At 53.0% G+C, this 21,381-nt stretch carries 16 protein-coding genes and 1 pseudogene; all 17 read right to left on the bottom strand.

Annotation, left to right across the window (positions count from 1 at the left end; all coding sequences use genetic code 11):
• Positions 1–14: 14 nt before the first annotated feature.
• Positions 15–641, bottom strand: coding sequence for a nitroreductase family protein (locus tag CHH67_RS07360; RefSeq protein ID WP_095264523.1), 627 nt, complete (start codon positions 639–641; stop codon positions 15–17).
• An 18-nt stretch (positions 642–659) separates the two neighbouring features.
• A pseudogene (locus tag CHH67_RS07355) lies at positions 660–1,060 on the bottom strand (DoxX family protein).
• A 352-nt stretch (positions 1,061–1,412) separates the two neighbouring features.
• Positions 1,413–2,642 carry a family 8 glycosyl hydrolase gene (locus CHH67_RS07350; protein ID WP_095264522.1) on the bottom strand — a complete coding sequence of 410 codons (1,230 nt, stop codon included), beginning with the start codon at positions 2,640–2,642 and terminating at the stop codon, positions 1,413–1,415.
• 609 nt (positions 2,643–3,251) lie between these two features.
• On the bottom strand, positions 3,252–4,163 hold the full coding sequence (gene sdaAA / locus CHH67_RS07345; RefSeq protein WP_095264521.1) for an L-serine ammonia-lyase, iron-sulfur-dependent, subunit alpha: 912 nt from the start codon (positions 4,161–4,163) through the stop codon (positions 3,252–3,254).
• Complete coding sequence (gene sdaAB, locus CHH67_RS07340; protein WP_095264520.1) at positions 4,160–4,843, bottom strand: L-serine ammonia-lyase, iron-sulfur-dependent subunit beta; 684 nt, start codon at positions 4,841–4,843, stop codon at positions 4,160–4,162. Before sdaAB ends, sdaAA begins: the two co-directional genes overlap by 4 nt.
• A gap of 201 nt (positions 4,844–5,044) precedes the next feature.
• Complete coding sequence (locus tag CHH67_RS07335) at positions 5,045–6,391, bottom strand: hypothetical protein (protein WP_095264519.1); 1,347 nt, start codon at positions 6,389–6,391, stop codon at positions 5,045–5,047.
• A 224-nt stretch (positions 6,392–6,615) separates the two neighbouring features.
• Positions 6,616–8,232, bottom strand: coding sequence for a Na/Pi cotransporter family protein (locus CHH67_RS07330; RefSeq protein ID WP_095264518.1), 1,617 nt, complete (start codon positions 8,230–8,232; stop codon positions 6,616–6,618).
• A 445-nt stretch (positions 8,233–8,677) separates the two neighbouring features.
• Positions 8,678–9,136 carry a RidA family protein gene (locus CHH67_RS07325; RefSeq protein ID WP_095264517.1) on the bottom strand — a complete coding sequence of 153 codons (459 nt, stop codon included), beginning with the start codon at positions 9,134–9,136 and terminating at the stop codon, positions 8,678–8,680.
• A gap of 30 nt (positions 9,137–9,166) precedes the next feature.
• Positions 9,167–10,330 carry a M20 family metallopeptidase gene (locus CHH67_RS07320; RefSeq protein ID WP_095264514.1) on the bottom strand — a complete coding sequence of 388 codons (1,164 nt, stop codon included), beginning with the start codon at positions 10,328–10,330 and terminating at the stop codon, positions 9,167–9,169.
• A 94-nt stretch (positions 10,331–10,424) separates the two neighbouring features.
• Positions 10,425–11,579 (bottom strand): alanine racemase, encoded by a 1,155-nt coding sequence (locus CHH67_RS07315; protein ID WP_244908119.1) that lies wholly within the window; start codon positions 11,577–11,579, stop codon positions 10,425–10,427.
• Positions 11,580–12,023: 444 nt separating this feature from the next.
• Positions 12,024–12,692, bottom strand: a complete 669-nt coding sequence (locus tag CHH67_RS07310) for a helix-turn-helix transcriptional regulator (protein ID WP_095264550.1) — start codon at positions 12,690–12,692, stop codon at positions 12,024–12,026.
• Positions 12,693–13,261: 569 nt separating this feature from the next.
• Complete coding sequence (locus CHH67_RS07305) at positions 13,262–14,455, bottom strand: M20 metallopeptidase family protein (protein WP_095264512.1); 1,194 nt, start codon at positions 14,453–14,455, stop codon at positions 13,262–13,264.
• Positions 14,456–14,475: 20 nt separating this feature from the next.
• Positions 14,476–15,894, bottom strand: coding sequence for an aspartate ammonia-lyase (gene aspA / locus CHH67_RS07300; protein WP_095264549.1), 1,419 nt, complete (start codon positions 15,892–15,894; stop codon positions 14,476–14,478).
• A 285-nt stretch (positions 15,895–16,179) separates the two neighbouring features.
• Complete coding sequence (locus CHH67_RS07290; RefSeq protein ID WP_095264508.1) at positions 16,180–17,094, bottom strand: polysaccharide deacetylase family protein; 915 nt, start codon at positions 17,092–17,094, stop codon at positions 16,180–16,182.
• Positions 17,066–18,394 (bottom strand): MFS transporter, encoded by a 1,329-nt coding sequence (locus CHH67_RS07285; protein WP_095264506.1) that lies wholly within the window; start codon positions 18,392–18,394, stop codon positions 17,066–17,068. The genes CHH67_RS07290 and CHH67_RS07285 overlap by 29 nt, the downstream gene beginning before the upstream one ends.
• Positions 18,395–18,768: 374 nt before the next feature.
• On the bottom strand, positions 18,769–19,365 hold the full coding sequence (locus CHH67_RS07280) for a TetR/AcrR family transcriptional regulator (protein WP_155617571.1): 597 nt from the start codon (positions 19,363–19,365) through the stop codon (positions 18,769–18,771).
• A gap of 31 nt (positions 19,366–19,396) precedes the next feature.
• A complete protein-coding gene (locus tag CHH67_RS07275; protein ID WP_230875613.1) occupies positions 19,397–20,845 on the bottom strand; it encodes an MDR family MFS transporter in 1,449 nt (482 codons plus the stop codon).
• Positions 20,846–21,381 lie beyond the last annotated feature (536 nt).

Below are 21,381 nucleotides of genomic sequence, written 5' to 3'. Positions count from 1 at the left end.
ATGACAGTGCTAAATTATTGAAATTGGTTATAGCTCACAAATTCCGCAACAGGCTTGCGATATCCGCGCGGACGCGCCTTGGTGCTATTCTCCTTGCCGATGGCAATGAGCATTGCCGGAACATAAGGGTCCGGAATCTTCAGTTCCTGACGCAGAGCTTCCGGGTCAAACCCGATCATCGGGCAGGTGTCCCAGCCCTTGTCTTTAGCTGCGAGCATGAACATCATCGCCGACAGGCTTGCATTCCGGATGGCCTCTTCCTGCATAAACGTCTCGCCCCGCTCTTCATAGAAGCTTTGGATGGAAGCCACCGTCATATCGTACTCCTGCTTGTCGATGACACCGAGGCTCATCAGACCCTCGTGAATTTTGCCTGCATCCCGGTAGGCCTCCCGATTCCCGAGCACCGCGATGACGGCCGATGCGCTTTGAATTTTATACTGCTTGAAAGCTGCTTCATACACCTTGTTCTTCACCGCGGCATCTTTGACCACGATGTAATGCGCATGCTGCAAATTAAACGCGGAGGGGGCATATTTTACAACTTGAAAGATTTCTTCAAGATCCCTGTCCGGAATGTCGACACCTTCGAGAAAAAGATTCGACGATCTGCGATTTTTAATTAATGTTGTGAATTCCAACCGTGAGCGCCCCTTTCCTTAGTTAAACATGACCGCATCCAGCGAATAAGCGCCGGCACCCGTTAAAGCAATCGCAACAGCCACCGCAATAATAAGCAAATTCATCTCATAACCGTTGGCCGATCCCCAGTAACCGTTGCTCCAGTGCACCTTCGCGATCGCTCCCAGCATCGGGATAATGATCAGAATCGAGCCCAGCACGGTCAGGAAACCGAGTGTGAACAGCAAGCCGCCGAGAAGTTCCATCAGTCCGACTACAACCGCCGCGGCAACGCCGGCTTCAGGCCGAGGGACTCCATGAAGCCGCCAGTCCCCTTCGGGCCATACCCGCCAAACCAGCCAAACAGCTTTTGCGCGCCATGCGCCATAAACGACAAACCGACGACCAACCGAAGAATCAACAAACCAAGCTCCATCATCTATAACACTCCTTTAAATTAAATATATAATTTGGTATTTATCTTGAAATAAAGATATATTCTTAAAAAAATTGACACCCCGCATCTAACGCTTCTTCAACGTCCTGACTCCTTTCCGTCAATAACTAACTTTTATCTAGTTACTAATCTTTATTCAAAGATAAAGCAAGTTAGAACTGCTGTCAACCCTGTTATGTAAAAATAAAAAAAGGCCACCCCCACAGATTCTGGCTAACCTGAAAACGAAAAAAGCCGTCTCTCGGATTACTGTACCTAAGAGACGGCTTCTATGCTGTACCGCAGCTTTGTAGATTTGTAGCTCTGTAGCTTTGTCGAATGACTGACGCTTCGCTCAGCCCTCGTATGTCCACCAGTTGCCTGACATCACCATCAGCGAGAACAGCTTGATGCTCTCTTCATAATACGCTTCCGTTGATGCATTGACGGTATAGCTCCACACCGAATTCAGCCAGGCCTGATGGCTGGAAGAGATCATGGCACTGACGCCAAACGGTGCATAGAACGCCCCGCTGTTGTAGGAAACAAGCGCTCCTCCGCTCAGCAGATAGCCTGCCCTCACATTAGCCGGATTGCCATTCGTCGTTGATTTAATGAACGTGTTCAACTGGTTCAGCTGCTGCAGTGCTCTTGTATCGCCAGTCATCAGATAATCGGTTGCAATCCGCCAAGGAACCCGGGCCGAATTGTAATAGTAGTTGCCGTCGTTTGGCCCCTCCAGGAATCCGGCCCCTGCCGGCTGGTAGCTCCCCCCTGAGCGCACGACGAAATCCGGAAGCAGTCCGGTATTCGGGCTGTAGCCGTTATATATTGATTGGATGATGCTGTACGTCTGATTGATCACATTGTCCCATCTCGCATCCCCTGTGGCCTGACGAAATGCCTTCATATGATTCAGCATAAAATCGGACGGTCGCGTCGCCGTATTGTAATTGCCGCTTGTTGCCCAGTCACCGAGACGCAGTGTCCACTGCGTTTGATTGACATCATGGCTCATGATCGCATTGATGATGTTGCGGGCTGCCTGCAAATAATTGATGGAGTCGTTGCTGCCCCACTGCTTGTCCGCCAGCAGCAGAGCATAGGCGATATCCATATCGCCATCCGTCGCCGAGTTCGCGCCTTCGATATTTTGGAAGTTGCTGTTCTGCTTCCACGCCATCAAATACGGGTTATTGTTGCTCGGATGTGCCCGATAGTAGCGATACAGCCCATCAAAATAAGTCTTCGCATTCGGGTCGTCCCCTGCCATCAATACGGTAAGGATCATCCCGTAGCCATGCGCCTCGGACACCGTTTCTCCGGCAGCATTATACTGTACGTAATATTGCCCGGTTCCCGCAGGCTTGAGGAAGGAATTTTTCCAGCTGTTCCACTTGCTTCTGACCGCATCATCCATCGCCGCCTGGGTGACATGATTCGGCTTGATCGAGCCGCTCGTATACGAAGTATGCTGCGGGAAAGGCTTGTTCGCTCCAAGCGCAAAGCCTGCCGGGGTGATCATGAGGACAACACAGAGCATCGAGACACATTTGTGAAACAATGACATTCGAACATTTCGCATTCATCATCGCTCCTTTGTTTTTTCGATTCGGATCCTTCAGGCGCATGCTTCGCCCCCTGCGGTAACGCCTGGTGTACGGGCAAGCCTCCTTTCGGAGCGACTAATTCTACGCAGGATATGGAAACCGCGCCTTGCTTTACACTGCCGCCTCAGCCTGGGCTCAGCGGGTCTGCTTGTCAATGCCGAGCACGGACTGCTGCATACTAGGAAGTAAAATCACGAGCGTTAGAAGGTGGCTGCCTAGGAGGAGACAACATGACTTTATGACAGATCTTCAGGTGCGGATGCGTGAATAAGGTGGGTTAGTCCAAGTATACGTGAGCTGTATATTTTTGTAAATCGTACTTTATGCACATAAATCCAGGCTTGCCAAAAAGGCTTCCCCGATCGGGAAAGCCTCTGTTCATGCCGATATCCAAGTCGATGTCTTATCGCTGCACACGGTTAATTCCGAATATTCGCGATCACTTCGTTCAGGGCCGCGTGGTCAAGCCGACCGCCTTCATACATCAAGCATCAAGGCTTAGCGTACCGGAAGCTGCACGCGGTGCGACAGTGTCGGTGAGACAATGTCGGTGAAGCAATGTCGGTGGACAAAGGCTGCCTCCTCTACTGCTTCGCGCCCTTCTCCCTGACCCGCTTGCCGTCCTTGCCGTACAGGTCACGCAAAATCTTCTTCCCTGTCGGCGTTTGCGCCAGCCCGCCCTTGGCTGTCTCGCGATGCTTGGAAGGCATAGCCGTCCCCACCTCCAGCATCACATCAATCACTTCATCGGAAGGGATGACGCTGCGGACGCCGGCCATCGCCATATCCGAGGCAGCCAGCGCCGTCACGGCGCCGAAGCCGTTGCGGACAATGCACGGAATTTCGACCAGACCGCCCACCGGATCACAGATCAGGCCGAGCGAGTTCTTCAGCGCCAAGCCGACCGCATGCACGGCCTGCTCCGGCGTGCCCCCTCTCAGCTCCGTGAGCGCCCCGGCCGCCATGCCGATCGCAGAGCCGACTTCGGCCTGACAGCCGCCCTCGGCGCCAGAGATGAAGGAATTGTTGGCGATGACATAACCGATCGCACCGGCGCTGAACAGCCCCATCACCATGTCGTCATCGTCCCAGCCATAGCGCTGCTGCGTGCTGACGAACACTCCCGGAATAATGCCGCAAGAGCCGGCTGTCGGCGTAGCTACGATGCGTCCCATTGAGGCGTTCACCTCGGAAACGGACAAGGCGTAAGCCAAAGCGGTGCAGGCTTCTTCACCCAGTGCCGGAACGCCGCTGGTCATGAACTCGTGAACACGGACGGCATCCCCGCCGGTCAGACCGCTGCGGGATGGAACCGGTTCATGAATTCCTCTATGCACCGCTTCCTTCATGATCGCATAGTAATCCTTCATCTGCTTGAACGTTTCCTCCCGGCTCTTCCCGGTCTCTCTCACCTGCTCGCGCAACATCAGCTCGCCGATCGTCACCTGATCTGCGCTGCACATTTCGATGATCTGCTGCAGTGTAGAAAACTTCATGACTGCCCCTCCTTCGATGTCAAATCGGCGAACACGACGCGGCGCACGCTCTCCAGGCCTTCAATATGCGCGATCAGACTCGCCGGCACGACCTCATCGGACTCGACCACCGTAATGGCATCTCCGCCGCGTCCCTTACGATCCACATCCATATAGGCGATATTGACGCCCCCGCCCTCCAGGATGCGGGCGATATGCGCAACCATGCCCGGCACATCATCATGGAATACAAGCAGCACCGGATAATTCATCGTGAATTTGACATCAAATCCGTTCACCCGAAGCATCTCCACACTGCCGCCGCCGATCGAGGCTCCCGCAATCGTATCTTCACGCTGCCCGTCCTTCAGCTTCAGCATCACGGTGTTGGGATGGAATGCAACATTTTGAGCGGTTTTAAAGGTCAATTTCATCCCTGCCGCCTCCGCCAGCTCAATGGAGCTGCGAATTCGCATATCATCTGTATCATAATCCATCAATCCCCCGACCACCGCCAGATCGGTCCCGTGCCCTCTGTACGTCTCTGCGAACGAGCCATAGAATATAATTTCGGCTTCCTCCGGAAACGCTCCGAATATACGCCGGGCCGCTCTGCCGATTCGCACCGCTCCTGCGGTATGCGAACTGGATGGTCCCACCATGCTGGGTCCGATTATGGAAAAAACATCTTTAAACCGCATACGCGATTGTCCCCGCTTTCTTTCTGTATATGCCCTCATTGTATCAGTCCGTCACCGATTGTTCCAGATGACCGCGCGAATCATCTGCTCGTCCCGCTGTTCCAAGAAGAGCCTCTGTCATATCATATTAACATTGCCTGCTGCGTTGTGAATCGCCCGGTAACAAAACGGCTTGATCTCCCTACATAGCAGTCCTCAAGGCTACTCCAGAAACGAAAATTTAAAAATTTGCCGAGGCCTGCCCCGCGGTACCTTCTCAATGCCCGAAATCTCGACCAGATCATGATCTGACCACAGCTGCAGCAGCCGGTGCGCGCTGCGGACCGTAATGCCGAGCAGATGAGCCAGCTCGTGCACCTTGTATTCATATTTCCCGAACCGGGCGCGCTGATGCAGCAGCTTGCTTAGATAGGCACTGGCCATGCCAGCTTCCTCCGCCCGCTTGATGAATGAGGCATCCGTGAAGGACAGCGCGTCTCGTTCCGGCTCAGCCATCGCCAGCGGCCCGATCAGCGTGCGATCCTCCCGGATGATGAAGCAGGCGTTGCCGCCAGCCTCCTTCGACTTGCTAAGCGCGATTCGAGCGTTCGTGCCCGCGCTGCTCGCGGAATGGCCGAATCCGATGCCGATGCTCAGCGAAATGCCATATGTCTTATTCACAGCCTTTGCCAGCGGAATTGCTTTATAGCCCCCGGTCTCCCGCCTGAAAACGCTGCGCGTGGTGAAGAACATATACTCGTCTCCTCCCAAGTGGCTCAGGCAGCCGTCCAGCGACTCCACATAATCCAGCATCATACGATGGATATCCAGTTTCAGCTTCTGCACCTCATGCTCGTTGTTGCGCTTCAAGGCCTGGGCAGCAAAATCGTCGATGCGGATCATGCCCACCACCATCTGCCCTTCCCTGCTGCGGCGCGAGACGGCGGACAGCATAGCCTGCTCCAGCGACATCTGAATATCCTGATCCGAAGGGAGCACACGCTCATGAGGGATGCCGCGCTTGCTCAGCTCTCTGGCTACCGACTCAATGCCGGTTAACGCAACGGAGCATGCTCCCGAGTCATACCAGGCCTGATGGAAATCCGCGATGCGCTCACCCGGGGCACTAGTCCCGGGTTCCCGTTCAGGTCCAGCGTATATCGCTGCCTGAACATTCGAAAGATCCAGCGCCTGCATCACCTGCCTCACCACACCCTCCGGCATCGTGTCAACCGAGATGCCGCCGGTGAGCTTCCCCTGGCGCTCGGCAGCGAACAGCGCCCTGTAGAATCCGGCCTCGTTCACCGGGACGGGATACACAGGCAGCGGCAGCCATTCACCTGTCGCCAGCTTGCGCTGAGCGAGCGGATCGGCGAGCAGCATGGCCTCCATTTCTCCTTGCATGCGATCCGTCAGCTCAGGAGCTTCCTGCTCCTCCGAAACAACGACCGGAACCGGAGCAAAGACGGGGAAGGAAGCCATCACCTTCATAATGCGATCAACAATGGTTGAGGTGCCGTAAATGCCAATACGGATCTGATGAATAGGTAACTGATGATGTTCAATCATCCTCTCCACTCCCCTTCATTCTCTTATCCGCAAGCGTGTCTGCCCACCCCCTGAGGCAGGAACGGATACCTAAAATCATACTCGCTCCCGCCATTTTCGCAACGTCACCAGCTTTGTCAGTTTTTTTCATTGCTGTATTCAGACAAAAAACGCCGCCCTCCCTCAAACAGGAACAGGCGGCGCTGAAAAGCGTTGCTGAAATCATGTTATTGAAATCCCAGGAATTAAGCTTCCTCATGCTGGACGAATTGGGCGATGTTCTTGCTATGGTCCCCAATCCGCTCCAGATTGCTCAAGATATCCAGATACACGGCCCCTGAATTGCCAGAACAGAGATTCTGGTTCAAGCGTTGAATATGACTTTTGCGGAACCGAACCTCCAGCTCATCCAGCTCAAGCTCGTAGGATAGAACCTCTTCCGCAGCCTTCAGGTCGTTGTGCTCCAGCGCGTAGAGCGCCCGCTCCACCGCCTTGTCGGCCAGGCTGAGCATTTCCTTCAGCTCGCGCTCGGCTTCGCTCGAAAATTCCACTTTATTGTTGATGCTGAATTCCGACAGCTCAACGACATTTTCCGCATGGTCGCCGATGCGTTCAATATCATTGACGAGCTGGAACCATCCGGTTGCCTTCTCCGACTCGGCTTCGGACAGGCCGCTCTGATGGATTTTCACCATATAGTCCGTAATCTTGCGGTTCAGTTCGTTGATCAGCTCTTCCTTCTGCAAGGCTAGCTCGCCCACCTTCGGGTCTCTCTCGAAGAAGAAGTCCGACGCATCATTCAACGCTTCACGAGCATATTGACCCATCCGCAGAATCTCATGCTGGGCTTGTCCAAGCGCCACGTTAGGCGTTGCCAGCAGCCGATCATCCAGAAACTTAGGCTTGAACTCAAGCTCATACATATTCCCCGGAATCACCTTCGTCACAATCCAGGCCAGCGCAGGAATGAGAGGCAGGAAGATCAGGGTATTTAAGGAATTGAAAATGCCGTGTGCATAGGCAATCTGCATCCGGATATTCACGCCCTCGCCGATCCACATTATCAGGGAATGGACCGGATGCAGCAGCAGCGTGAAGATCACGGCTCCAATGACGTTGAAAATGACGTGTACAAGAGCCGTGCGTTTCGCAGCAACTGTAGCCCCGATTGAAGCAAGTACAGCTGTGATGGTGGTACCAATATTGTCCCCGAACAGAATCGGCAGCGCTCCGATCAGACTCACCATGCCTTCATCCGCAATCGTCTGCAGAATACCGATGGTGGCACTCGAGCTTTGCACAATCGCCGTGAACACAGTACCCACGAGCAGCCCCAGCGCCGGCTGGTCCGCCAGATTAATCATGAAATCGGTAAAGGCAGGCAGTTCCCGCAGCGGCTTCATCCCGTCGCTCATGGTAGACAGACCCAGGAACAGCGTCCCGAATCCGAATATAATCTGTCCGATGTATTGATAGGTTTTCTTGCTTAAAAAGAATAAAAAGAATCCCCCCAACGCGATGATAGGCAGCGCATATTCCTCAATCTTGATCCCTACAATGAATGCGGTCATGGTTGTACCGATGTTGGCCCCCATAACCACGCCAATAGCTTGTCTAAGTGTCATCAGCCCGGCATTCACCAATCCGATGGCCATGACCGTCGTTCCGCTGGAGGACTGGATCAGAATCGTGACCCCGATGCCGACCAATACGCCAAGAACCGGATTTGACGTATATTTTGCAAGTAACCCCCGCATTTTGTCACCAGCTGATTTTTGCAGCCCGTCCGACATGTACTTGATGCCGAACAGAAAGATACCCAGACCCCCAATAAACTTAAACAATATATCCTGCCAATCCAAGCGAGAATCCTCCTTCTAGTGTGCGCCTAATATATTGGTTTAACCGAAATAACTGTGACCGGCGGAACTTCCGGCAGGCCTCTCCGTCCGATCTGTAAAAAACCCTCTAATAATTTATCATAATATGTTACTTAGAAACAGCTATTTAAATTAAGACATATTCAATCTTTAGCTGGAAATGATAGACAACCTCTATGTTCAGGTGTAAAAAGCTCCCCTTCAGCCCGGGGTTAAGCCGCGTTAACCTCCATAGCCAAGGAGAGCATCGAACGAGTATATTAATGAAGCTTTTATTGGATTAATCGAATTTTCATGTCGGAGAAGTGGGTAACAGTACGCTAAGATCGCACGCTCCGTCTGGAATATATTGAATAGAGGCTAACTTCCTGGGTGCCGCCATGCTTTGTGACATTTCAGTGTCTATTATTCGTTCGCAGGATAGAGGCTATTCAACCTCGACAATAATTTCCACCTCGACCGGTGTATCGAACGGCAGTTCATTGGTCCCGATGGCCGAACGCGCGTGGCGGCCCTTATCGCCAAAAACGTCAATCAACAGATCGGAGGCGCCATTCAACACATAAGGCTGATCTTTAAACCCTTCGGCGCTTTGGATGAAGCCAAGCATTTTCACCACTTTGGTGACCCGGTTCAGATCCCCGAGATGCGCCTGCAGTGATGACAAAATGTTGATGACACAACGGCGCGCCGCTTCCTGCCCCTGTTCAATCGTGAGATCTGATCCCAGCTTGCCCGTTAGAATCAGTTCCCCGTTCTTGCGGCAATCATGGCCGGATGTATACAGCAGATTTCCCGTCTGGGTTACCGGAACGTATGAGAATTTGGGCGTGCCGACCTCTTCAAGTTCAATGTTCAATGCCTTTAATCTGTCCTGAATTGTCATTTTATATTTCTCCTCCTGATCAAAAGTCGATTATTGCAGTATGCCGATCGCCAGATTCCCGTAAATTCTCGCTGCCTGAACGATCTCGATTACCGGAACATATTCATCTTTCACATGAGCTTGCAGCAGCGACCCGGGCCCGAAAATAACCGTCGGGATCCCCAGATCCCCGCTTAGAAACGGAGCTTCGCAGAAAGCTTCGAATACGCCCACTACCGGGGTACTGCCACGCACAACCTGGACCGCATCGGCAAGTCCAAGCACCAGTGGATGATCCTCCTCGATTAAGGTGGCAGGGAGGAACAAATAATCCTCGATTTCGTAATCAAAATCGCTGCCTCCCGCCGCAGCGGTCAAAGCATCGTTCAACTGTTTCAGCACACGCTCCCGCGTCTCTCCTGGAATCAAGCGGCGATCAATTTCGATCTCACAGCTTTGCGGAATAATATTCGGAGCTGTGCCTCCCTTGATCTGGGTCACATTCAGCGCCGGGCTGCCCAGAATGGGATGAGATTGCGTTTGAAGATGGCTTCGAAGCGGCTGCAGCCCCGCGATCAGGGCGGCCATTTTCGGAATGGCGTTGTCCGGAGACTTCACCTTCCCCGCGTGAGCCGCCGCGCCAGAGGTGCGGACCCGGTACCGCCCAATCCCCTTATGCGCTATGCAGATGTCAAGCTCTGTCGGCTCGCCGATGACCGCGTAATCTGCGTGTATCGGGTGTTCCACGAAATGACGCATTCCAAGGTTAACCCTCTCCTCATCGGCATTAAAGAACAGGATCAGTTCGCCGGCGAACGGATTGCCCGACCGCTGCAGGCAAATAGCAGCATACAGCATCGCCGCTACCCCTGACTTCATATCCGCGGCCCCTCTGCCGATCAGAAAGCCATCCTTTATCGTCGCTGCAAATGGGTCTACACTCCAATCCTCTCCGGCTGGGACCACATCAAGATGCCCGTTCAGCAGCAGCCTCGGACCCGGCCGCTGTCCCGTCAGAACTGCCGTCAGATTCGCCCGTCCTGGCGCGGGCCACTGAAGCTCGGCCTGTATGCCCTCTCGCTCAAGCAGTTCCTTTATGTATCGTGCCGCAACTTCCTCATGCCCTGGAGGATTTACACTTTGGCATCGGATAAGACCGGAGGTAATGTCAAGCAGCTCCTGCTCGTCAAACACGTCCTCCCAAGAACGGTTCATTGTCAGACCACTCCTTTCCCATGTGTAGTTAGCCGTTAGCTGCTCTTGCCCCTGACTGCTCTTGCCCCCGCTCTCTTGCCCTGCTCTCTTGCGTCTAGCTACTCTTGCCCCTCGCATCGATCTTGATGCTAAGCACGACCTCGCCGTCCCGAACGCCCAGCACCTCATCGCACAAATTCGGAATCACGCAGGCATGATTGGGGATAATCGTCAGCTGCTGGCCAATCCGAACCGAAAGTTCAGGCGGATAACGCAGAAAGCCGTGCTCCTCGTTCAGCTTGAAAATCTCGATCTCCGGATGCTCGACAATATATCCGTAGCCCTTGGAGAAGGGCATTGTGTCTGTTGTCAGCGTCTTCGATCCTGCATCGATGATCGCTCTGCCGGGAGCCGGAGTGCTGACCACCGTGGTCACGACCCGCAACGCGCAATCTTCAACGCCAACCATGCCCATCGACAGCTGGCCCACATCGTGGAACAGATAGTTCCCGGCACGGACCTCCGTCACGCCGTCCAGGTCCTGGGCAAACTTCGAAGAGAGCGAGGAGCCGCCGCTAACCACCGGCAGGGTCATGCCGTTTGCGCGGATCATATCGGCCGACTGCTTCAGCAGACACGCTTCCTGCTTCGCCATCTCCCGGATATCTTCTCGGGATTGTTCGGCATAGATTTGCCCCGCATACGACAGCACCCCGACAACCTCAATCCCCGGCAGATCACAAATTTGCAAGGCAAATTCGGCCGTATCCTGCCCCGGCTGACGCCCGCAGCGGCCAATCCCCCCATCCACCTCGATGTATAGCGGAATTGTGCGCTGCAGACGCTCGCCAACTTGCGATACCGAGACGGCCGCTTCCAGGCTATCAGCTACACATGTAACCTGGGTATGCTGCGCCAGGCGAAATAGCCGCTCCTGCTTGTCCGCTCCGATAATCGGAAAAGCGATGAGAATATCATCGATGCCAGCCTCGGCCATCACTTCAGCTTCGCCAAGCTTGGCGCATGTAATTCCCGCACACCCGGCCTCAAGCTGCTTGCGCGCAAAATAAACCGACTTGTGAGACTTGATATGCGGACGATGGCGGATACCGGCACTCCTAACAACGTCGGCCATTCTCCTGATATTGCGCTCGGCAATATCCAGATCAACAACGACAGCGGGCGTAGATACGTTCATCTGTTCACGATCCTTTCCGGAAGCATTCCAACCAAGAACCTGCTCCACCGCAATCCGGCCTTTTATTGGCATCCGTTCTTTCCACAATAAAAATAATTAGATAATAAGAATATTTTTTAGATTAATCAAATTATGAAGGGTGCCCGATCAATTTGTCAATCATAAATCGAGGGGTGACAGGGGGATGTTAGGCCCCTGCTTCGAGGACGCCATTGCCGATGATCTATTCGTACGGCGGGAGCATGCGAAGCGATAGGGGCACTATAGAGGCACCTATGATGCCTAGCACTTTTAGGCACCTAAATACACTGGTAAGCACTTTTGAGGCACCACAGGCACTTTTTCAGAGGTACTTTTGAGGTACTATAAGATCTTTCAGAGGCACTTAGGCCTTTCAGAGGCACTTAGGCCTTTCAGAGGCACTTCAGATTCAGATGCACCATAGGCAACTTCAGAAACCTCGGGACTGCGGGACTTCGGGAGTCTTTCATGTATCTGCCCTTGCCTGCGCGAGGATTAAAGCAGATTCTCCGAAGGGGTCTTGTCCTTACCGGCTCTGACTTCATCAAGGTAGTTGTACAGTGTGAACTTCGAAATGTCCAGAAACTGGCACACCTTGTCCCCTGCTTTTTTGACCAGGAACGCGCCGCGCATATCCAGGAACTGGATCGCCTTCAGCTTATCCTCCTTGTTCATGTGAGATACCGGCTTGCCGATCTCCTTCTGGCACTCCTGCAGAAGATATTCAAGCAGATCGTTCACGTCATTCACGAATACTTCCTTAACCTCTTGATCAAGGCTATGCATCGTAAGCGACCGCAGCGTATTCTCCGCCACCAGAAAATCCGAAATATCAAAATTAATGCACAGCGCACCAATTGTTTCGCCCTTGCTGTTCTTGAAGTACGTGGACGATGACCGCAGAATCTTCCCATCCTTCGTCTGGGTGATATAGTTGTACCGATCGCCTTCGGTCACAGTTCCCCGAAGCACTTCCAGCCCGAGATTGCTTCCGCAGTCCCCCACCTTTCTGCCCGTAATATGCCCGTTCTCGATCGCCACAATCGTGCTTTCATAGCCTTGGCTCAGATCGTGAAGCACCACTTCACATTGGTTGCCAAACTGGGCAGCGATACAGCGCACAACCGGCAGAAGCACATTCAATTCGTCCTTGATATTTTCCATCATTCACACACTTTCTGCTTTGATTTCGTCAATTTGGTGCAAATCACCTTGGTACAAGTGTTTTTGTACAATCTATAGAATCATGTTTGGAACTGTCACAGTTATCGCTCTTAGTGTCCTTAATGTTCAGCGCTTTGTCAAGCGAATGAGATGCGCAGTACGAGCAACGCTTTATTCCCCCTTTCCTCCTTACAACACTAGTCTCTCCCCCACCCCTTGCATGATTATCCCTTTCGTTCAGGGAGACAGGGGGACAGAAGTATACGAGTATATGATGATGTGAGGATGTGAGGATGTGAGGATGTGAGGATGCGAGGGTATGAGGATATGAGGGTAGAAGTCAGGAAGGCTGGTGAGCAGGAAAAGAAGATGGCAGATAGGCGGAACAGGCAAAAAACTCCTGATCTAACGGGATAATCATGCAAGGCTCTCCCGGTACAAGTCCGAACTGCACAGCACAGTCCGCACTTCACCAGCAGACGCCGCACTCCACAGTCCGCACAGCATTCCACGAGTCGGACTCCACCGCATAGAAGCCCCATACCGTTAAGGTATGAGGCGATTAATGTTTACTCTCCTTCGTTCTCTAATAGAGCATATCCCCGTACAATCTCAATAAAAGCCTTCTGCATAATCAGCAGCGCCTGCTCGTCAAAATCAAACTTCGGATGATGATGCGGATATTGGGTGGACTCATGTTCATTTCTGGCGCCGACCTTGAAGTAGGTTCCTGGCTTCTCCTTCAGAAAATAAGCAAAATCCTCCGCCCCCATGCTCGGCTCCATCTCCATCATTGCATCTTCCCCGAATGATTCGGCCAGTAGCCTTCGAGTCGCCTCCGTCGCCTCCTTATGGTTAAAGAGTGCCGGATAGCCGCGCAAATAGTCTATGCTGTACGAGGCATGCGCCCCGGACACGATGCCATCCACGATCGAGCGGATCTCCTCTTCAATCAAGTCGCGCACGCCTTCATCGAAGGAGCGTACTGTCCCTTCCAGACGAGCCGTGTCGGCGATGACATTAAAGGCCGAGCCAGCATGGAACTGGCCTACCGTGACAACACCTGCCTGAAGCGGGTTGATTCGGCGGCTGACGATCTTTTGCAGCGCCCCGACAAGTTCACTGCCGATGACAATGGAATCAATCGCTTCATGCGGTCTGGCGCCGTGGCCCCCTTTTCCATGGATCACGATATCAAATTTATCCACCGCGGCCATCTGGTAGCCCGCACCGACCGCGATCTTACCGACAGGCACATCGGTGGCGAGATGAATAGCGAATACCGCATCAACCTCATCCAGAGTTCCTTCCTCGATCATTGCCTTGGCGCCGCCAGGAGGAAGCTCCTCTGCAGGCTGGAATATGAAATGGATCGTTCCCTTCAGCTGATCGCGATATCGGGACAGCACCTTCGCCGTGCCGAGCAGCGCCGCCGTATGGCCGTCGTGGCCGCAGGCGTGCATTACGCCATCATACCGTGACTTGTACGGCACCTCCTTCTCGTCGGCGATCGGCAGCGCGTCAAAGTCTGCTCTGAGGGCGATTCGCTTGCCTTCCTCCCGGCCCTTCAGCACAGCCACGATCCCATAGCCGCCAATGCCGGTCCGAACCTCCAGACCAAAGCTTGTCAGCTTGTCCGTGATGAACGCCGCTGTATTCTGCTCCTGAAAAGACAGCTCCGGATGCTGGTGCAAATGCCGTCTCCATTCCACCACTGTCTGAAATTCCTCTTCAATCTCCTTGAACATCGCTTGGATATCCATCTGGCCTCCCCCTCACTCGCCTACTGATTCAGCAAAAACTCCTCGCCTGCGATCCCCGGAGACGTCATATGATACGGGTCTAGAATCACATTGATCTGTTCTTCGGTCAGCAGGCCCTTCTCCAGAATGATTTCCCGAATACCCTGGCCCGTCTGCTGCGCTTCCTTCACCAATCTGGAAGCCACATCGTAGCCCAGATGCGGATTCAATGCTGTAATAATGCCGTAGCTGTTATCAACATAATACTTGCAGCTCTCTCTGTTCGCCTTCAGGTCAATCATCAGGTTTTTATAAAATACATCCATGCCGTTCTTCAAAATCTTCAGGGAATGCATCAGATTGTTGGCTGCCACCGGAACCATTACGTTCAGCTCGAACTGCCCTGCTTCGCAGGCCAGGCTGATCGTATGATCGTTGCCGATGACCTGGAATGCAATCTGGTTCATCACCTCAGCCATAACCGGGTTTACCTTGCCCGGCATGATCGACGATCCCGGCTGCCTTGGCGGCACGTTGAGCTCGCCCAGCCCTGCCCGTGGCCCTGACGCCATCAAGCGGATGTCATTACACATCTTCGATATATTGACGGCACATACTTTTAGCGCCGCTGACAATTCCATATACGCATCGGTGTTCTGTGTCGCATCGACCAGATCATCCGCTTGCCTGAGCGAGAAGCCGGTCAGCTCGTTCAAATGCTGCACGACGCTGCGCATGTAATCCGGTGTGGCATTCAGCCCGGTACCGACAGCCGTCGCCCCCATATTCACAACCAGCAGCCCTTGCGCCGCACGTTCAATACGGGCTATATCCCGCTCCAACACGTTGGCGTAAGCACCGAACTCTTGTCCGAGACGAATCGGAACCGCATCCTGTAGATGAGTGCGCCCCATCTTGATGACATCATCAAACTCTTCGGCCTTCGCCCGGATTCCTGTCACCAATGTGCGAAACACCTGAAGCAGATCCTGCGTCAGTCGAAACGAAGCGATCCGGATCGCTGTCGGGATTGCATCGTTCGTGGACTGGGACATGTTCACATGGTTGTTTGGACTGCAATGGAAATACTCCCCTTTTTGCTGGCCCATCAGCTCCAGCGCACGGTTGGCCAACACCTCATTCATGTTCATGTTGATCGAGGTGCCTGCACCTCCCTGAATCGAGTCCACGATGAATTCCGAACGAAGATTGCCTTCAATAATCTCGTCGGCTGCCTCCGAAATGGCGTTACCGATCCGCTTCGGAAGCCAGCCCAGCTCCATATTGGCGATTGCAGCCGCCTTCTTCACTTCGGCAAGCGCCGTGATCAGCTCGCTGTGGATCGGCACGCCGCTGATCGGAAAGTTCTCAACAGCCCTGACCGTGTTAATTCCGTAGTAGGCCTCCAATGGAAGCTGCTTTTCCCCCAGAAAATCCTTCTCAATCCGAAACTGTACCATGGACAACATCACCGCCGCCTTTGTCTGTATTTGTCGGGATTATGCGCCGAACGACTCCCAGTGCATCAGAACATAATCCTCTTGTAAAGTGATCCTGTTAATATCCAGCATTCCCGGATATATAACAATTCTCCTTGGACTGTCTCTTTTCCTTTTTCTTATCTTATCTCTAATGTACGTCCGACATCGCCCGGAATCGACGGATAGGTGCGCACTTTCTGTCATAAAAAGGCGATCGTCCCTCCTCGTAAGGACGACCGCTATAGTTGCGGCCTGACAGCCACCTTATTTAGCGATCAGCACCTTCATCAGCTTCACTGCCGACCGCCCGCGAGGGCGCCGCAAATATCGCTCGACATACCGGTAGTCTGTCAAAATCACCTTCGCATCTTTCATAGCATAGGCAAAATCATCATCAAACAAAAGCCGGAATTCCCATATCCGCTTGTCCCAGTTCGGAATCGATGCCTGCATCCATTCATCCTCCGCGCCTGGATGAACGTACGTCTCGCACACGCCTTCCGGCAGCTTGTACAGCCTGGCGATGATCGACTGCTTGAAGCGATCATACCTCTCCCCCTCCACAATCCGGTAAGGGTGGGACAGCAAATAATCCGGGATCGGTACGCCGAAGGCATCGGCCAGTCCGGAAGCCAGCGCCACCGGCCGCTGGATATTCGACAAGGTGCTGAGCAGCGGATCGCTCGGATCAATATAGCGGAACAGCCTGGCCGGCAGCCGCCAGCGCCTGGCTTTCCACAGCATTTGCGGAATCAGGCTACGGCCGGTCTCCACACCATACAGGCTCCCCATATGGTTATCGATATGGCTAAGCCGGATTCCGGATTTCCGGGCCAACTGATATTGGGCCTCAAGTTCCTTCATCACTGCGCCAGCAGCTGCACCAGTCTCGAACTCCTGCACAGTCCGGTATTGATGGCCAGTCTCATCATGAAGCGACGGGTGTCCCGTCAGACTGGCCCACCGAAGCGCCTCAAACTCGCTGGTCAAGGTCAGATGAAGTCCCACATTGGGCTGCTGCCTGCGGGCACACCAGGACGCAGCTTCTTCATAACCGGGCGCAACCGCCATGACTGTTGCCGACGATACCTTGCCCTCTTCCAGCAGGTGGAAGATCGCTTTGTTTGCTGCCGGGCTCTGTCCAAAATCATCACAGTTGATGATCAGTCTTCGTTCCATGTTCGAGTTCCCCTTTTAGTGTGTTGTTGAAATCCATTTTGACCATAAAAGATATGAGGAAGGCGATTCCAAGCAGTATCAGCGGAACCACACTTGTCAGGTACCGGAAGGTCGCTTCCGGATTGTTCCCCGGGTTGTCGCCACTTTCATATCCGAATATGATGCCTACGATCCAGAAGGCAATGGCCGAGATCAACCCGCTTGAACGTGTAATAAATCCACCCACAGCCGTATAGATCCCTTCCCTGCGCAGCCCGGTTCGCGCCTCATCCTCATCGATAATTCTCCCGCTGACGATCGCTGGCGTAACGAGAAAGCCAGCCAGGCCGAATCCGACCATAACGCCTGCCAGAATGCCGCTGGTCAGATCCTGACCGAACCAGAGCGGGATGACGGATAGCCCGTAAGCTGCCAGCGACAGCCGCCATGCCTTCACGCCGTCCATCGTGCGAATAATCCAGTACCACACAAACACGAGCGGGATGACAGATACAAAAACCGAAGCAAGCAGCACCGATACAAGCGCCTCCGGTATGCCAAGCACATATTTGGCGTAGAACGGAATCATCGAGCTAATTAGTCCGTTAACCGTCTGAGCAAATGAATTCGATATATGAAACACCCAAAACTTGCGGTTGTTCAATGTTTCCCGAAATGCCCGCACCAGTTTAAGCGGCTTCTGTTGAGCGTATGTCTCGTTTTCCCGTACCGATAACATGCAGAGCAGCATGAATATTCCGAACAGGAACGCATACAGGACAGCCATGCGGGAAAAGCCTATCGCGTCAAACAAAATGGGGGTCAGCGCCGTTCCGATGAGCAGCGCCACCACCTGGTAGCCCTGCTGGATAGCGGAGGCTTTGGCACGCAGCCGATCTCCTCTGAACAGCTCGGGAAATAATGCGCCGTAGTTTACCCACAGCACCGTAGCCGCTGCCTCGAACAGCAGCAGCGCGATCAAGAACCACGCGAACAATCCGCCTTGGGCAAGTCCCGACGGAGGCGAGAATACCATGATGAACATTAGCATGAACACCGGCATCGCGCCAAACACCCACGGTCTTCGCCGTCCGAAGCGCGTCCGGGTCCGGTCGGACCAATAACCCATAAGCGGGTTGTTAACCGCATCCCAGATCAGAAAGATCATTCTTGCCAGCGTGGCCAGCCCGATGCCCAGACCTAGCTTCTCTACATAAAAGTAGCTATAAAAGGAACTGAAAGCCTGACTCGGCACCATCATCGCAAACATGCCGAGCGAGAATGAATACGGTGAATTGATCCAGCGGCGCAGGCGATGCATAGCGCTTCCCCCCATAAGGTCCATGTCCGGATGCTTTTGTTGTACAGTATTCTGCAAGGAAGAAGAATATACCTGCCCGCCCAGGAGCTGTAATAAGTTAAATCTCCATGCGAAAAGCCGGACCGCCAGGGATTATCCCCTGCACGGTCCGGCTCTTGATTGCCAATTGGCGGACAGCTCTGTTTTGTATGAAATGCAAGCCCCGATCAAGCTTAGGCCGCCTGATCACTAACGATAGTACTGGCATTAGCATTAGCATTAGCACTAGCATTAGTCTAGCCTTAGCCTCAGCCTTAACACTGGCACTAGCCTTAACATTATTAGCATTAGCACTACCTTAGCCTAACACTAACACGAGCAGCGTTAGCTGTGTTTCAACGGCTTATAAACAGCGGATCCACAAAGCTCCGGCAATATTGCTCTGCAATATCCTCGGCACTATGTCCATGATCCCGAAAATACAAAATGACGTCAGCACGTGGCAGAGAAGCAAGCATGATGGACGTAAACCCCGGGTCAACCGGCATCAGTCCTTCCTGTTCGGCAGCTTCCTCCAGTAGTCCTTGGATCTCCTTTTGCAGAAAATCAAAGGGTGGGGACTCACACACATTCTTCTTGGTTTCCTCCAGCCTGTCGGCAGTCAGCATCACACGAAGCCATTCCAAATCCTCATTGAAGTGAAGAATGACCCGGGTCAGCACCGTCCGCAGCCGGACCGCCACCGGAAGTTCCCCATTTGATTCGAGGTAGGCCTTGATTTCCTTCATAAAGCGGTCGATCTTCGTTTCCATTAGCGAAAAGCAGATTTTGCTTTTGCTCGGATAGCGCCGGTACAACGTTCCCTGACCTATACCGACGGTCTTTGCGACCTGATGCATGGAAACATCCTCAACCCCGTATTTGTCAAACAAGGCCTGTGCCGTATCCAGAATTTTTTGACTCAGCTCATCATTCTCTTTTCTTATCCGCATGCTTGTTTCCCCTTCTGAACCATGCTTGGAGTTACGCAGCAGACTTCTCCTCACTTGTAGGAGAGTACGTCCGCTTCACGAACAAGCCCAGCACCAAGGCGATCCCGGCCATAACCAGACCGACGATAAACGCATTATGCAAACCTGCAACCATCGCTTCCACAGGATTCAGATCTCCGGTTGTGACCGCATAATTTCTCGCACCAGCTGTCATGATGCTGATGAACAGCGCCATCCCGACAGCCCCGGCTACCTGCTGCAACGTATTCATAATCGCCGTCCCGTGCGGGTACAACAGACGCGGCAGCTGATTTAGCGCCGTTGTCTGAGCCGGCATCATAACCATTGAAATTCCCAGCATCATCATAACATGGATAAAGATGACGTTACCACCAGTCCAAGAAGAGTCGATACGCGAGAACAGGAACACAGCAATCACCATCAGACTGAGTCCTGGGATGACAAGCACCCGAGGTCCGAATTTGTCAAACAGCCTGCCTGTAATCGGCGCCATCAGACCGTTGACGATACTGCCCGGCATCAGGACGAGACCGGCGGCAAGTGCCGTCAATCCGAGCGCATTCTGAAGGAACAGCGGCAGCATGATCATGGTGGAGAACATGCTCATCATCAGAACTAGCATCAGCACCGTTACAAGTGCGAACATCGGATATTTAAAGGTGCGCAGATCCAGCATTGGCTCCTTCACCGTCAACTGGCGCCAAACAAAGAGCCCCAAGCCAATCACACCGGCAAGAATGCACCACGTCACGAGCGGATCCGACCAAGAACCTTCACCCGCACTGCTGAAACCATATACGATACCGCCGAAGCCAATCGTCGACAGAATAATCGAGAGGTAATCCACCTTCGGTTTGGTCAGCACCGACACGTTCTTCAAATATATCGCTGCGAACACAATCGAGAAGAGTGCCAGCGGAATAACCAGATAGAACAACCAGCGCCAGTTCAGCGCCTCTACGATGAAACCGGAAAGCGTCGGGCCGATCGCCGGAGCCGTCATAATAACGAGACCGATCATTCCCATTGCCGCACCGCGGTTTTCCGGCGGATAGATACTCAGAATTGTATTCATAAGAACCGGCAGCATTAGCCCTGTTCCGACCGCCTGTAAGATCCGGCCAAACAGCAACATGCCAAATACCGGCGAAAATCCACAAACAATCGTACCGATCAAAAACAGGCTCATCGCCCCAATAAACATCTGCCTTGTCGTAAACCACAGCTGAAGCAGCGCCGTTACCGGCACCAAAATACCAACCACCAGCAGGTATGACGTTGACAGCCATTGTACCGTAGCCTCTCCGATCCCGAATTGGGTCATCAAAGCCGGAAATGCAATGTTCAGCAGCGTTTCGTTCAGTATGGATACGAACGCCCCGATAATTAACGCAGCCACGATGGGCCCTCTCTTTATCTTGCTTAAATCAATGTTGGCCTGCCCAGGCCCCACTCCCATATCCAAGACCTTAATCCTCCTTTATATCTATGTATTGCCGGACAATTGTCCGGCAACGCTGTTCTATTGTAACGGACAATTGTCCGGTCGTCAATTCCTTTAAATTTTATTATTTTCACACGCTTCGTAAGTGATAGATCACGCTATTAACAGCTTGTTATCGCCTTTGTCCTCGTGCTCTCCTGCTGTTGGTATCCCTGCCTCCTCCCCCTTTCACGATTATCCCTTTCGTTCAGGTTTAGCGGTTGAGCGCTAGGACAGTTTCCAGAATAACGGGCAAATGCAAAAAGGTCGAAGAAAGCGATAGAATGCGACTTTTCTATGCTAAAGATACATTTTTTGTGCTGAACTAATAATTTCATTTGATAACAGAACGTACGTTTGGTATAATATAGGAGAAAGGGAACGTATGTGCGTGGATTTCAAGTTCGGGAGGATGAGCAGATATGGAGTTTCGTGAGGAGACAGTGCTTCAACCATTCCACAGCCGTTACCACAGCGAGGAAGCCTGCATGGAGGCGTTGATCGCGATGAAG

The organism is Paenibacillus campinasensis (genome assembly GCF_002272015.1).
In the GTDB taxonomy this organism is placed as follows: domain Bacteria; phylum Bacillota; class Bacilli; order Paenibacillales; family Paenibacillaceae; genus Paenibacillus_AQ; species Paenibacillus_AQ campinasensis.
This window is presented reverse-complemented; position numbering and strand designations above follow the sequence as displayed.

Excerpts from the sequence above, each read along its gene's own strand:
- aspA (WP_095264549.1), bottom strand. The coding sequence starts at position 15,894 with ATGGTACAGTTTCGGATTGAGAAGGATTTTCTGGGGGAAAAGCAGCTT.
- CHH67_RS07285 (WP_095264506.1), bottom strand. The coding sequence starts at position 18,394 with ATGCATCGCCTGCGCCGCTGGATCAATTCACCGTATTCATTCTCGCTC.
- CHH67_RS07335 (WP_095264519.1), bottom strand. The coding sequence starts at position 6,391 with ATGATTGAACATCATCAGTTACCTATTCATCAGATCCGTATTGGCATT.
- CHH67_RS07290 (WP_095264508.1), bottom strand. The coding sequence starts at position 17,094 with ATGGAACGAAGACTGATCATCAACTGTGATGATTTTGGACAGAGCCCG.
- CHH67_RS07350 (WP_095264522.1), bottom strand. The coding sequence starts at position 2,642 with ATGCGAAATGTTCGAATGTCATTGTTTCACAAATGTGTCTCGATGCTC.
- CHH67_RS07320 (WP_095264514.1), bottom strand. The coding sequence starts at position 10,330 with ATGAACCGTTCTTGGGAGGACGTGTTTGACGAGCAGGAGCTGCTTGAC.
- sdaAB (WP_095264520.1), bottom strand. The coding sequence starts at position 4,843 with ATGCGGTTTAAAGATGTTTTTTCCATAATCGGACCCAGCATGGTGGGA.
- CHH67_RS07325 (WP_095264517.1), bottom strand. The coding sequence starts at position 9,136 with ATGACAATTCAGGACAGATTAAAGGCATTGAACATTGAACTTGAAGAG.
- sdaAA (WP_095264521.1), bottom strand. The coding sequence starts at position 4,163 with ATGAAGTTTTCTACACTGCAGCAGATCATCGAAATGTGCAGCGCAGAT.
- CHH67_RS07275 (WP_230875613.1), bottom strand. The coding sequence starts at position 20,845 with ATGGGAGTGGGGCCTGGGCAGGCCAACATTGATTTAAGCAAGATAAAG.
- CHH67_RS07315 (WP_244908119.1), bottom strand. The coding sequence starts at position 11,579 with ATGCCAATAAAAGGCCGGATTGCGGTGGAGCAGGTTCTTGGTTGGAAT.
- CHH67_RS07280 (WP_155617571.1), bottom strand. The coding sequence starts at position 19,365 with ATGCGGATAAGAAAAGAGAATGATGAGCTGAGTCAAAAAATTCTGGAT.
- CHH67_RS07310 (WP_095264550.1), bottom strand. The coding sequence starts at position 12,692 with ATGGAAAATATCAAGGACGAATTGAATGTGCTTCTGCCGGTTGTGCGC.
- CHH67_RS07305 (WP_095264512.1), bottom strand. The coding sequence starts at position 14,455 with ATGGATATCCAAGCGATGTTCAAGGAGATTGAAGAGGAATTTCAGACA.